Source organism: Cohnella sp. GCM10020058 (assembly GCF_042683485.1).
Lineage (GTDB): Bacteria > Bacillota > Bacilli > Paenibacillales > Paenibacillaceae > Cohnella.
In genome coordinates, this window is record NZ_JBHUJV010000015.1 from 12,517 (window position 1) to 25,853 (window position 13,337).

General features: G+C 56.3%; 14 protein-coding genes. 13 read left to right on the forward strand and 1 reads right to left on the reverse strand.

Features of this window, described 5'->3' with window-relative positions; all coding sequences use genetic code 11:
• Positions 1–28 precede the first annotated feature (28 nt).
• The 7 genes from ACFSR7_RS25005 to ACFSR7_RS25035 all read left to right on the forward strand — a co-directional run bounded on the left by ACFSR7_RS25005 (position 29) and on the right by ACFSR7_RS25035 (position 3,987).
• Positions 29–1,231 carry an MFS transporter gene (locus tag ACFSR7_RS25005; protein WP_378166310.1) on the forward strand — a complete coding sequence of 401 codons (1,203 nt, stop codon included), beginning with the start codon at positions 29–31 and terminating at the stop codon, positions 1,229–1,231.
• A 119-nt stretch (positions 1,232–1,350) separates the two neighbouring features.
• A complete protein-coding gene (rpmG, locus tag ACFSR7_RS25010; protein ID WP_378166312.1) occupies positions 1,351–1,500 on the forward strand; it encodes a 50S ribosomal protein L33 in 150 nt (49 codons plus the stop codon).
• 20 nt (positions 1,501–1,520) lie between these two features.
• Complete coding sequence (locus ACFSR7_RS25015) at positions 1,521–2,381, forward strand: AAA family ATPase (protein WP_378166314.1); 861 nt, start codon at positions 1,521–1,523, stop codon at positions 2,379–2,381.
• A gap of 88 nt (positions 2,382–2,469) precedes the next feature.
• On the forward strand, positions 2,470–2,739 hold the full coding sequence (gene rpsN, locus ACFSR7_RS25020) for a 30S ribosomal protein S14 (RefSeq protein ID WP_282912893.1): 270 nt from the start codon (positions 2,470–2,472) through the stop codon (positions 2,737–2,739).
• A 30-nt stretch (positions 2,740–2,769) separates the two neighbouring features.
• The gene (locus ACFSR7_RS25025) at positions 2,770–3,096 is read left to right on the forward strand and encodes a DUF3024 domain-containing protein (protein ID WP_378166316.1); all 327 of its coding nucleotides are present in this window, start codon (positions 2,770–2,772) and stop codon (positions 3,094–3,096) included.
• A gap of 99 nt (positions 3,097–3,195) precedes the next feature.
• Positions 3,196–3,447 (forward strand): type B 50S ribosomal protein L31, encoded by a 252-nt coding sequence (locus ACFSR7_RS25030; protein ID WP_378166318.1) that lies wholly within the window; start codon positions 3,196–3,198, stop codon positions 3,445–3,447.
• A gap of 144 nt (positions 3,448–3,591) precedes the next feature.
• Positions 3,592–3,987 (forward strand): hypothetical protein, encoded by a 396-nt coding sequence (locus tag ACFSR7_RS25035; RefSeq protein WP_378166320.1) that lies wholly within the window; start codon positions 3,592–3,594, stop codon positions 3,985–3,987.
• 631 nt (positions 3,988–4,618) lie between these two features.
• On the opposite strand, the gene ACFSR7_RS25040 is transcribed toward ACFSR7_RS25035, so the two are convergent.
• Positions 4,619–5,509 carry a helix-turn-helix transcriptional regulator gene (locus tag ACFSR7_RS25040; RefSeq protein ID WP_378166321.1) on the reverse strand — a complete coding sequence of 297 codons (891 nt, stop codon included), beginning with the start codon at positions 5,507–5,509 and terminating at the stop codon, positions 4,619–4,621.
• Positions 5,510–5,832: 323 nt separating this feature from the next.
• Here ACFSR7_RS25040 and ACFSR7_RS25045 point away from each other — a divergent pair, with 323 nt between their 5' ends.
• The 6 genes from ACFSR7_RS25045 (at position 5,833) to ACFSR7_RS25070 (ending at position 12,924) form a co-directional block, all read left to right on the forward strand.
• Complete coding sequence (locus ACFSR7_RS25045) at positions 5,833–7,251, forward strand: ABC transporter substrate-binding protein (RefSeq protein WP_378166323.1); 1,419 nt, start codon at positions 5,833–5,835, stop codon at positions 7,249–7,251.
• 72 nt (positions 7,252–7,323) lie between these two features.
• Positions 7,324–8,250, forward strand: coding sequence for a carbohydrate ABC transporter permease (locus tag ACFSR7_RS25050; protein WP_378166324.1), 927 nt, complete (start codon positions 7,324–7,326; stop codon positions 8,248–8,250).
• Positions 8,247–9,116 carry a carbohydrate ABC transporter permease gene (locus tag ACFSR7_RS25055; protein WP_378166326.1) on the forward strand — a complete coding sequence of 290 codons (870 nt, stop codon included), beginning with the start codon at positions 8,247–8,249 and terminating at the stop codon, positions 9,114–9,116. The genes ACFSR7_RS25050 and ACFSR7_RS25055 overlap by 4 nt, the downstream gene beginning before the upstream one ends.
• Positions 9,117–9,176: 60 nt before the next feature.
• Positions 9,177–11,078: a glycoside hydrolase family 127 protein gene (locus ACFSR7_RS25060; RefSeq protein WP_378166328.1), complete on the forward strand. Its 1,902-nt coding sequence runs from the start codon at positions 9,177–9,179 to the stop codon at positions 11,076–11,078.
• Between the two features lie 126 nt (positions 11,079–11,204).
• Positions 11,205–11,441 (forward strand): hypothetical protein, encoded by a 237-nt coding sequence (locus ACFSR7_RS25065; protein WP_378166330.1) that lies wholly within the window; start codon positions 11,205–11,207, stop codon positions 11,439–11,441.
• A 532-nt stretch (positions 11,442–11,973) separates the two neighbouring features.
• Entirely contained in the window at positions 11,974–12,924 is a 951-nt protein-coding gene (locus ACFSR7_RS25070; RefSeq protein WP_378166331.1) for an NHL repeat-containing protein, read from the forward strand.
• Positions 12,925–13,337: the final 413 nt, after the last annotated feature.

A 13,337-nucleotide genomic window follows, 5' to 3' on the forward strand; every position in this document is an offset into this window, starting at 1 on the left:
TGTGATAGGAACTTGGAGGACTTCAGAAATGGCTATCTTGCTTAAACAACAGGGCGCGCTGCTCATCTTGATGCTGAACTTGTTTCTGGTATTCACGGGCATCGGTCTTATTATTCCGATTATGCCGAGCTTTATGAACGAGCTGGGCGTGAGCGGCAGCCTCATGGGGCTGATGATCGCGGTTTTCTCGCTCGCGCAGTTCCTGTTTTCCCCGCTAGCCGGACGCATGGCCGATTCGGTAGGACGCAAGCGGATGATCGTCATCGGCATGTTCGTGTTCGCAATATCCGAAGGCTTGTTCGGCATCGCGCAATCTCCGGTGCTCATGTTCGTGTCGCGGGCGCTCGGCGGCCTTAGCGCGGCGATGATCATGCCGGCCGTCATGGCGTATGCGGCGGATATTACGACGAACGAGGAACGGGCAGCCGGCATGGGTTACGTGAACGCGTCGATCACGACCGGGTTTATTATCGGTCCGGGCCTTGGCGGCTATATCGCCGAATTCGGCATTCGCGCACCATTCTATGCGGCCGGGGTAGGCGGCGTGATCGCGGCCTTCGTGACGTTATTTTTCCTCAAGGAATCTCTTCCGGCAAAAGGAAAGGGAAACGAGGTTCCGGTAAAGGTAGCGGAGAAGCGCAGCAATCTGCTTACCCAACTGCGGTATTCGTACCGCGAGCCTTATTTTCTCAGCCTGATCATCGTCTTTGTCATGTCGTTCGGCTTCGCCAACTTCGAGACGATCTATTCGCTGTTCGTGGATCACAAGTTCGGCTTCGATCCCAAGGACATCGCCTTCGTCATCACGTTCGGCTCGATCGCCGGCGCGGTCGTGCAGCTCACGATCTTCAGCTGGCTGTTGAACCGGTTCGGGGAGAAACGCATCATTACGGCTTGCTTGCTCGTTGCGGGTATCTTCGTCCTGCTGATGCTGTTCGTACACAAGTTCTGGCTGATCTTCACGGTCACCTTCGTTGTGTTCCTCGCCACCGATATTCTGCGTCCTACCGTCAGCACGCAGATGTCCAAGCTGGCCAAGGACCAGCAAGGTTACGTAGCGGGATTGAATTCCGCCTTCACGAGCCTTGGCAACATCCTCGGTCCGGTCATCGCCGGCGTGTTGTTCGATATCGAGATTAATGCGCCGTATGCGCTCGCGGCCGTGGTGCTGCTGATTTGCTTTGCGGTGTCGCTCAAGAGAAGGAAAGAGACGGCGGCGACGGGAGACTAAAGGTAAGGATAGCATTCGAAGCGGACACATGAATGTCCTCAATCTTCTCCCCTTGACATAGGCAAGGGGAAAAGGTATCTTTCTAATATGTAAAAATTACGATTAAAGGAGAATGATAAATGCGCGTTATTGTCACGCTTGCTTGTACAGAGACCGGGGACCGGAACTACACGACCACTAAAAATAAACGGACGCACGCGGGCCGCATCGAACTGATGAAGTATTGCCCGAGACTCAAGCGGCATACGCTTCACCGCGAGACGCGTTAAGCCCGAGGAGCAGCCGGCAAATGAGCAAAAGCAACGCAGCCGTCCGTCTTCCCCGGGCCAAGGGAATCGACATGGCGACCTACTATACGCCCAAGGAATGCGCCAGAAAAGCAAAGCATATCGTATTACCGCCGCACAACCGGAAAATCGTGGAGGAGTTCATCGCCATTTTGGGGATGAAAGAGAAGTTTGCGCAGTTTGAGGTGCCGATCCCTAACAAGATTATGATGTACGGTCCGCCCGGCACGGGGAAAACGCTGACCGCCTACCACATCGCCGAACGCCTTGCGCTTCCCTTGATCGTCGTGCGGCTGGATGCGATCATCCACAGCCACCTTGGCGAGACGGGGAGCAATGTGCGCAAGATTTTCGAGCATGCCCAGTCATCGCCCTGCATGCTGTTCCTGGATGAATTCGATGCCCTCGCCCGTACGCGCGACAATAATGACGAGGTCAAGGAAATGGCGAGAGTCGTCAATACGCTGCTGCAATGCCTGGACGCTTTCGACGGGGACAGCGTGCTGATGGCGGCTACGAACATGGAGGCGGAGCTGGATCAGGCCGTTTGGCGGCGGTTCGATACGAAGATGTCGTATCGGATGCCGGACGAGTTGACGCGCGCCGAATATATCGGCCGGCTCATTGGCGGGTTTGCGCAGGAGGACGGCGTCGGTCGGAGCGCGAGTGAGCTGCTTGGCGGCTGCAGCTATGCCGACATGGAGCAGATTTTGCTGAAGGCCAAGCGCAAGGCGATCATCGAGGACCGTCCGCTGCACGTCAGCCATGTGAAGGATTCGTATGCCGAGTACAAACCGGATCACGATGAAGTAAGGCATAGGAAGGATACGGCGCAGCTTGCGGTGAGGGAGACGGCTGGATGAAGAATGGAATGAGGTGTGTCGATTTATCGTAATAATTACTATTTTCGACGGCGCTATTCGCATGAATAAGGATGGAAGGGTGTTCGTCATCGCTAAAAAATCGAAGGTCGTCAAGGAGCGCAAGCGGCAAGCGACCGTGGCGCGTTATGCGGAAATCCGGAGGCAGCTGAAGGAAAACAAAGATTATGAAGGACTGAAGAAGCTGCCGAGAGACGCGTCTCCAACGAGATTGCACAGTCGCTGCGAGCTGACGGGCAGGCCGCACGGGTACCTCCGGAAGTTCAAGGTGTCGCGGATCGCGTTTCGCGAGCTGGCTTACAAAGGGCAGATTCCCGGCGTCAAAAAAGCAAGCTGGTAGGGATTTGCGCCGTAAGCGGAGGATAAACGGATGGACACCTTTACAGTCTGCAGGATCGAGAAAATATTGGAGGGCTACATCGCGCTCAAGGTGCCCCGCAACATGCGTACCTCAGTACGCTTGTCCTACAGGTGGGACGAGAATGGCGTGACTTTGACGGAGGAGCGTCCGGATACGGCCGGGTGGCAGGGCGTGCCGATCGTTCAATTTCGCCGGCAGCGGTCGTTGTGGCAAGTATGCGCGAAAAGCAGCGCGGGCGAATGGGAGGCGGTCGAGGATATCGAGCCGCATTTCGATTTTGAGTCCCAGCTTGAACAGGTCGAGGCGGACCCACAAGGCATATTTTGGACAGCTTGATGCTAGTGACCGAAGCGAGGATGGCAGCCGACACGCACCATCGCACCTCGTGCGGTGAGCTGCGCAATGGGCCGAAACCCAGATGAAGGAGGAATTACGTTGAGAGACGGCATACATCCCAAGTTTCAGCAGGTTATCTTCTATGACGCCGGTGCAGGTTACAAATTTCTGAGCGGCTCCACGAGAAGCTCGAATGAGACGATGGTCTGGGAAGACGGGAAGACATACCCGGTCATCCGGGTCGACACCAGCTCCGCGTCTCATCCGTTCTACACGGGCAAGCAGAAGCTGGCCGAGACGGGCGGGCGGATCGACAAGTTTAACCAGAGATTGTCCCAAGTTAGAAAATAAAGCGTCGCCGCTCTCTTCCGATGGAAGCGGGCGGCGATTATTATGCGCAGAGCCGTATAGCGGGACCGCGCTGCCAACCGCGGGCAAGAGACGGTATACAGCGCCACATGGCCGCCCCGCGCGGGCAATCGGGGCAAAGAAACAGTGTACAGCGTTACATGGTCGGACCGTGCGGCCAACCGCGGGCAAGAGACGCTGTACAGCGTTACATGGCCGGACCGCGCGGCCAATCGAGGCAATGAGACGCTGTACAGCGTTACATGGCCGGATCGCGCGGGCAATCGGGGCAAAGAAACGCTGTACAGCGTTACATGGCCGCCCCGCGCGGCCAATCGAGGCAAAGAGACGCTGTACAGCGTTACATGGCTGGACCGCGCGGCCAATCGAGGCAAAGAGGCGCTGTACGGCGCCACATGGCCGGACCGCGCGGCCAATCGAGGCAAAGAGACGCTGTACAGCGCCACATCGCCGGACCACGCGGCCATTCGAGGCAAAGAGACGCTGTACAGCGTCACATGGCCCGACCGCGCGGCCAATTGAGGCAAAGAGACGCTGTACAGCGTTACATAGCCGGACCACGCGGCCAATCGAGGCAAAGAGACGCTGTACAGCGCCACATGGCCGCCCTGCGAGGCCAACCGAGGCAAAGAAACGCTGTGCAGCGTCACATGGCCGCCCCGCGCGGCCAACCGAGGCAAAGAAACGCTGTGCAGCGTCACATGGCCGCCCCGCGCGGCCAATCGAGGCAAAAAGACGCTGTACAGCGTCACATGGCCCCCCCGCGAGGCCAAGCGAGGCAAAGAGACGCTGTACAGCGTCTCATGGCCCCCCCGCGAGGCCAATCGAGGCAAAGAGACGCTGTACAGCGTTACATGGCCGGATCGCGGTGGCAATCGAGGCAAAGAGACGTTGTATAGCGTTACATGGCCCGACCGCGCAGCCAGTCGAGGCAAAGAAACGCTGTACAGCGCTACATAGCCGGACCGCGCAGCCAGTCGAGGCAAAGAAACGCTGTACAGCGCCACATGGCCGCCCCGCGCGTCCAACCGAGGCAAAGAAACGCTGTACAGCGTCACATGGCCGCCCCGCGCGGCCAACCGAGGCAAAGAGACGCTGCACAGCGTCACATAGCCGCCCGCCCTACCGGGGTCCACCGCAGCCAACCTTCCCCCTAATGCTTCTTCGCAAACTTACTCCGAAACCCCGACGGCGACAGCCCCTCTTTTTTCGAAAAGAAAGTCGAGTAATGCGACACGTGATGGAACCCCACCTCTTCCGCGATCCGCGCAATAGGCCAGGGTGTCTGCAGCAGCAGCCGTTTGGACTGTTCGAGACGGTAGTATTGGAGATAGTTCATAGGCGTCATGCCGTACACCTTCAGCATCATCTTGGCCAGGTAGTTGGGGTGGTAGTTCATCTTTTGCTGCAGCACCGAATTCGTGATATCGCTTGCATAATTTTGTCTGATAAACAGCTCGATCCGGTCGGCGAGCTCGATTGCGGTGTTGTTCGCGGACGAGGCCGACTCGCGATTGAGATGCTGGAGAAACGATTGGAAGGTGGCCTGCCGCTTCCAGTTCCGGAGCGATTGCGGCTCGTGCGCCTGCTGGAAGAACGTCTCGAGCACCTCGATCGCTTTTGCCGATAGTTTCATATGTTTCGGAATGAAGATAGAACTGACATCCGCGTGGTTCAGATACGCCAGCTTCTTGTGTTCCTCAATCAATGCCAGCTGGTTGCCCATGCACTCGTCCATATCCAGGCACACCTGCCAGCTGCCGAAGGTCTGGAAGTGGATCCAGATGATCTCCGTATCCGTCCTGCAGGGCGCGCTGCCGTAATGATGGCCGTTAGGCAGCAGAATAAACGCTTCTCCTTCATGGATCTCCCAGGCTTGTCCGTTCTCGCCGATGGGGAGCACGCCTTTGCGGACGACGATCAGGTCGAATACGCGGATCTCGTTCCGTTCGATATGGGAATCCCCGACGCCGTAATTGGCATAACCGAAGTCTACGAAATAGGGGATTGGCGGAGAGATGAAGTGCAAGATTGCGGTGTCCATACGCGTTCCTCCCAAACATCCTATCGATCGTTTTGAAATGGAAGACGTTTCAATTTTTATGATACTTGAACACGCTCGTTATAAAAAGATAAAAGGTTGAAATTATTAAAAATTAGGTTGGATTCATTTGTTTATTTTGAGGTTCACTCATGGCACAATACGATTAAAGCGCTTACCAAATTCTTCTTGCAAGAAGGCGAACAGAGCTTGCGGGCTTGAAGCGGGCGGGCGCTCGACGTTTGACTCATTCGCCTGGTTATACCGGGTCAATGGATCGAACGGTTAGGCAGTCATGATGCGAATATTAAAGGGAGAGTGGGGCAATGAACACGGGAAAGAAGCTTGGGGCAGGCGTTCTCCTGGCAGCAATGGCAATGAGCGCCGTAGGCTGCGGGGGCAATGACAACAACAAGACAGACGCATCATCGCCGGCAGCGACGGGAGCCGCCAGTACGAAGGCAGCCGAGACGGCGCCCGCCAAGACGAAGAAGGTCAAGATTACGTATTCGATGTGGGGCAGCGCGGAAGAAGGCAGCGTCACGCAGAAGATCGCGGACAAGTTCAACGCCTCCCAGGACAAGATCGAAGTCGAAGTGGTCGCGATTCCTTGGGAGAACTACATGACGAAGCTCAATACGCAGGCAACGGGCAATCAGCTGCCGGACACGGGGATGCTCAAGGAAGACGGCGTCATCCAGTGGTCCTCCGACGGCATGCTGAACGACGTAAGTTCCATGTACGAGGGCAGCGACAGCAAGCCGCTGGACAGCCTGGCTTACAAATACCAAGGCAAGACCGTCGCCTACGCGGCCGCCAACGAAGTGCTCCTCCTCTATTACAACAAAGACATGTTCGACAAAGCCGGCGTGGCCTACCCGCCGTCCGCGCTCGATAAGGCGTGGACCTGGGACGAATTCGTAGCGGCGGCCAAGAAGCTGACGAACGACAAGAAAGGCAAGCATCCCGGCGAAGACGGCTTCGATAAGGACGGCATCGTGCAGTACGGCGCATCCGTCGAAAACCTGCCTTGGCAGCTGGAGACGTGGACGCTCAGCAATGGCGGCGGCTTCTATTCCGCGGACGGCACAGAGGTGAAAATCGGGGAAGACGCCAGCGCCGAAGCGATTCAGCGCGTCGCGGACCTGTACCTCAAGGATCATGTCGCGCCGCTGTCCGTCGGCCAGACCGACGACGGCATTCAGCGCACCATCATCGCAGGCACGGTCGCCATGGCGACGAACGGCGCCTGGAACGTCGGCACCAGCCTCAACACGGCCAAGGAAGGCGGCCTCAAATACGGCGTTGCCGTGCTGCCTTACATGAAGGATAAAGTGACGCTCAACACGGGCGGCGCGAACGTCGTATTCTCCCAAACCAAGCATCCGGCAGAAGCGATGGAATGGCTCAAATGGTACAACTCCGAGGAAAACAACTGGGGACTGATCAGCTCGGGCATCTGGATGCCGACGCTCGAGAAGTGGTATAAAGACGAAACCCTTACCCACAAATGGGTCGACAATCCGAACTTCCCGCCGTACGAAGAATACAAGTCCGCTGTCGTCGATTACGCACAATCGTCCGCGGCGAGACCCGCCTCCTGGTTCTACACGAATCACACCACGGATTTCAACACCTTGCTCGGCTCGATTCTGGGAGACGTATGGACCGGCAAGACGACCGCCAAGGACGCGATCGCCAAAAATCTCGACGCGCTGAAGGCCGCGCATACCGGCAGCAAATAAGAGATAAATAGGATGACCGCCGGGTTCGCGCAAGCGGCGGTCATCCTTTAAACATGAGGTGGGGAGCGAACTATGGACACCATCAACAAATCGGTCAAACGACGTTCCCGAATCTATTCAGCCGAGGCGCGCGTCGCTTATATTTGCCTGATCCCCGCCTTTATCGGCCTGATCTTTCTTACCTACGTGCCGCTGCTTAGCGTGTTCGGCATCAGCCTGACGAATTGGACAGGTCTGTCCGCGCCCAAGTTTATCGGCTTCGACAACTATAGCAAGCTGTTTACCTCCGACCCTTATATCAAGGATTCCATTATCGCGACGATCTACTTTGCCGCGTTATCCGTAGCAGGCAGCATGATTTATTCCCTGTTTGTCGCCATGCTGCTCAATCGCAAGATTCCGGCCAGAGGGTTTTTCAGAGCCGTATTCTATGTACCCTACGTGCTGCCTGCTACCGCCATCTATGTCGGCTGGTCCTGGCTTTACGAGGCAAACTTCGGTTTTTTCAACTATCTGCTCTCCGAAGTCGGCCTGCACAAGGTGCTTTTTATCGCAGATTCCAGCCACGTCGTTCCGTCGCTGTCCTTGATCTCGGTCTGGCTGGCCGGCAACCTGATCGTCATTTTCCTGGCCGGACTTCAGAACGTGCCGAGCGTCTACCATGAAGCCGCCGAGATGGACGGCGCGAACGGATGGGCTCGTTTCCGCCATATCACGCTGCCCTGCATGACGCCGATCATTTTTTACAACCTGCTAATGAGCTTGATCGCCAACCTTCAGGTTGTTACCCCCGCGCTTTCCTTGACCAACGGCGGACCCGGCAACTCCTCGCGCTTCATGACTTACCTGATGTACGACCAAGCCTTCGTCAACTACAAGCTGGGTTATGCGTGCGCGACGACCTTTATTATTTTTGCGATACTTGCGGCGTTCACCGGCGTGCTGTTCAAGACGTCCAAAGGATGGATTTTCGACGAAGGAGGCGACGACGACAAATGAGCGAGGCGGCATACGGAAGGCTTAAGAGCAAGAAACGCAAGGATCGGACGGCAAACCTCATTACGTTGGTCGTCGTCGTATTTTTTGCCATACTTGTGCTGTTCCCGATCTGGTGGATCTTCCGCACGTCGCTCATGACGAACGCCGAGATCTACAAATATCCGCCTTCGCTGCTCCCGGCCGACTGGCTGTTTTCCAACTATGAAAAAACGCTGAAGGTATTCAAGTTCTGGAAGTACTTGTGGAACACGATGATCATCATCGTTCCTTCCTGTCTGGCAGGGACCTTTACGGCCACCTTGTGCGGATATGCCTTCGCCAGATTGCGGTTCCGCGGGAAAAAGCTGATCTGGGCGCTATGCGTCGGTTCGATGCTTCTGCCTGCCATGGTAACGCTCATTCCGCTGTATATCGGGTGGACGCGAGGCTTGGGGCTTCATGACAGCTATCTGCCCCTGATTCTGCCGTATTTTTGCGGCGGCGGCGCTTTTAATATCTTTTTGATCCGGCAGTTTATCGTCTCGATTCCAAGAGAGCTCGATCAGGCGGCGACGATCGACGGCGCCGGTTACTTCCGCATATTGTTCAGCATCATCATGCCTGCGATTCGGCCGGCCATGATCGTCGTCGCTTTGTTTATTTTTATCGGGCTGTGGAATGACCTGCTCCAACAGATGATTTATATCAACGGCAGCGACAAATATACGATCGCGCTCGGCTTGACCAACTTCAGAGGCCAATTGAAGCAGGACTGGTCGCTGACGATGGCGGCCACGTGCATGTCCTTTGCCCCCGGCGTCATTTTCTACCTGATCGGTCAAAAGTATTTCGTAGAGGGCATCACGCTGACCGGCATGAAAAGTTAGTCCGAGCTCGCGCCTCCAGTCGCACTGTCCCATTGTTGTCCCATTGAAGGAGAGATTGACATGCAGGTTAGACTTAGCGATCAGTTTTGGCAGCCCAAGGTGCAGCAGACGGCACTCGCGACGATTCCTTATCAGTGGCGGGCGCTGAACGACGAGATCGAAGGGGCGGAGCCCAGTCATGCCGTGGAAAACTTCCGGATCGCGGCGGGCGAGCAGACGGGCACGTTTTACGGAATGGTTTTCCAGGACAGCGACGTGGCCAAGTGGATCGAGGCTGCGGCATACAGCCTGCGCCAATATCGGAACCCGCAGCTCGAAGGCGTTATCGATGCGGTCGTCGACTTGATGGGAAGGGCCCAGCAGCCTGACGGTTATTTAAATACTTACTTTTCGGTCGCCGAGCCCGACAAGAGGTGGACGGACTTCGCATTCGGGCATGAGTTATACTGCGCCGGTCACCTGATCGAGGCCGCGGTGGCTTATTACGAATCGACGGGCAAGCGGACTTTCCTGGACATCATGTGCCGCTATGCGGATTATATCGACCGGAGGATGGGGCCGGAATCGGACCGGACGCATTTGTATTGCGGACATGAAGAGATCGAGCTGGCGCTCGCCAAGCTGTACCGGACGACGTCGGAGGAACGGTATTTGAAGCTGTGTCGCCACTTTATCGAGGAGCGGGGCAAGCAGCCGAGCTTCCTGAAGAACGATCCCGGATTCGGCTACCAATTCAAGGACCGTTGGTTCGAGCTGGACTACCATCAGGCGCACGCGCCGGTGAGAGAACAGGAGACGGCCGAAGGCCATTCCGTACGGGCCATGTATTTGTACGCGGCCATGGCGGACCTGGCGATCGCGTACGGCGACGAGACGCTGACCGCGGCGCTTCACAAGCTATGGGACCATGTGACGTCCAAGCGGATGTATATTACCGGGGGGCTCGGCTCGCAGGGCCATGGCGAACGGTTCACGCTCGACTACGATCTGCCCAACGATACGGCTTACACCGAGACTTGCGCGTCCATCGGACTGGTGATGCTGGCCTCTCGAATGCTCCGGCTTGAAATGGACAGCCGGTTCGGGGATGTCATGGAGCGCGTGCTGTACAACGGGGTACTGAGCGGCATGTCGCTGGACGGGACGCGTTATTTCTACGTCAACCCGCTGGAGGTTCATCCCGCCGTCGCGCAATATCGGTACGATATGCAGCATGTCAAGACCGAGCGCGTGCCGTGGTTCGGCTGCGCTTGCTGTCCGCCCAACATCGCGCGGCTGCTCGCATCCCTGGATACGTATTTCTTTACGCAGGATGAAGCGGAGATCGCCATGCATCTGTACGGCTCCAACGAGAGCAGCTTCCAGGTTCGGGGGCAGAAGCTCGGCTTGCGGACGGACACGCGTTATCCATGGGACGGTACGATTCAGGTTCGCGTGCAGGCCGATGCGCCGGCCGATTGCACCCTTGCTTTTCGCATGCCGGCTTGGTGCAGACACCCGAGCATTCAGGTAAACGGGGAGCCGGTGGCGCTGGATGCGATCGTCACGCGCGGCTATGCGCGCATTCGCAGAACGTGGACGGAGGGCGACGAAGTCCGGCTGAGCTTCCCGATGGTCGTCGAGCGGATCGAGTCGAACCCCAAGGTGCACGAGAACGCCGGCAAAGTCGCTTTGCAATACGGTCCGATCGTCTATTGCCTGGAGGAAGCGGACAATGGCGCCGACCTCACGGATATTAGCCTGGCCGAGGATGCCGAGTTTATCGCGGAATATAGAGAGGACCTGCTGGGCGGCACCGTTGTTCTGACGGGAGAAGGATTCCGTTCGGATCCTTCCTGGCGCGGCGAGCTCTACAGGCCGGTCAACCGGCAAAAGAACGGCGTCCGCATCACGGCGGTGCCCTATGCCTACTGGGGCAATCGGCAGCCGGGCGAGATGACGGTATGGATTCGGGAGAAATAACGTCTGCGATAAACGAATCGCGACGTGGACAACCGCACATTTCTCTATCAATCCAATCACGGCGCGGACATCTCTCATACGTTGATATCAGCCTTGCCGGCATACGTATAGGGAGGTTGGGAATCGATGGGGATGTACGAATTCTGCGTCCAGCATCAAAATCGCAGGGTGCGCGTGACCACGCATAATGGCGCCTTTGAGGGGACGATCGTGGGTGTGGACTGGGATAATCTGTACCTGAAGCCTGCCAAGGGCGAATTGACGTTGTCCGCATGGGGCGTCGGCTATGGCGGTTACGGCGGCTGGGGAGCCGGGATCGTCGCGCTGTCGTTGTTTACGCTGCTGGCGATCGCGCTGATCTAAAGGCTGCGGGAAAAATCGCAAACGGGACGAAGCAGGAGGGCCTCTGCTTGGTCCTGTTTGTGCGATACTGCAACATCCCCTCCTTCACCGCGTCTAAATAAATAACAATTAATGGGGGGGATACAATTGCGTGTAAACGGAACGAAGCGGGCTGTGCTAATCGGCGTATTATGCGCGTGCGTAATGGGAGGGACGTTTGTCGTACAATCCTTAAGCTATGCCAAGGCCAATCATGCCGGCAAAGTTGTCGCAAAAGAACCTGATCCGCGACCGCGGGAGGAGATCACGCATTTCACGCAAGTTGAACTAAAAGACGAACCGTTGGGATTCGCAATCAGTCATCCGCCTATGCCGGTTGCCCCCGACCACAAATAACAGAAACGCTATCACGCAGCGCTCCTCTCGGGGAAGCGCTTTTTATTTTATATATATCGGCCAATAAAATTTTGTCTCAAATTGTCCTTCCCTGTTACGAAACATGTATTTTGCGGTTATATATTGGGGTGACATCTACTAGAGAGGAAGGGATATTTTGAGAAAAGCAGGCTTGCGCTTCACGATGCTCGTTTTCTTGATCGCGCTCGTCTTCCAGTCGACGCCGACCAACGCCGCTACCGCCACCTATGCCGACCGATTGTATTCGCCGATGTTCATCACCAAGATCTCCGGACTCTACTTTATCACCGACTCCTGGAATCATAGAGTTCTCTACAGCAGAGACGTAAAGCTTCCGATCAGCCAGTGGAAGGTGCTCGACGATTACATAGCCGCTCCGCACTCCATTGCGGGTAATGGCACCATTTTCATCACCGAAGACACCGGCCGGGACCGCCTGATCGTGTATACCCTCACGACCAAGGGCTTCGTCAGAACGCAGGCGATCAGCGGCATTACGGGCAGACCGCACCGGACCATCTACGATCCGGCCACCCAGAAGTTTTACGTCCTCACCTCGGACACGCAGAACATATACACCCTGTCGGTCAAAGACGGCCATGTCGTGATCGACAGCAAGAAGAACCTCCCCTATATGGAGGCGGCTTATGTCAGATCCTTCTCGATCATCGACGGCTTGATGTACTTCGTAAGCGGACCGAACCAGATCCTGGTCGCCAACTACAAGGACGGCACCTTCTCCTTGCAGCAGAAGTACGACGTGCCGGAAGGCTACCGCGCGATGAATGATATCAAGAAGATCGGCAACTACTACTACATCACGGTGTATTACAACCAGTTCATTCGGTTGAAAGACTTGTCCGATTTTAGCACCGCCGAGGATCTGTATACGAAAATGGGCTTCAAGGGCGTACCTTACTACATGTCCTACTTCGACGGCAAAGTGTACGTCACCGAGATCGACTCGTACTCGGCGATCCGCTCGTTCAAGGTGTACAACGACGAGATCTCCAAGATCGACGTCATGCACGATTACGGCCCGCCGAACGCGGCGGTGTTGAACCGGAAGAAGATACTCGGGACTTAAGCGGAAGCGAGAATAAAACGAAATCCCCTCCTACGGAAGCGCCGTTGGAGGGGATTTTTGCGAGAGGGGCTTGGTTGCCATCACGACCTGGGCGGCGGCAAAACGTGGATTGGTAAGGTAAGCGTGCTTGGGGAGGGGGAGCGAGCTCGCCTGAAGCATGGCGAATGTTGAGCGGGCCGAAAAGCCTGCATGTATACATGTATTTTTAGCTGGCCCGCGTTGTCAGTTGAAATACCTGCAGATATGCAGGTAATTTCAATGTGCAAGCCGGAAATCCGGATGATGGAGGAAAAAGCCTGCATTTTTGCATCTTTCCTGTCCCAAAGGGGCGATATTGGCCTAAAAGGATGTATATTTGCAGGCATTTCGGCATTAGAACGATGCAGCGACGATTGCTGCCCTACGGCGGCCAG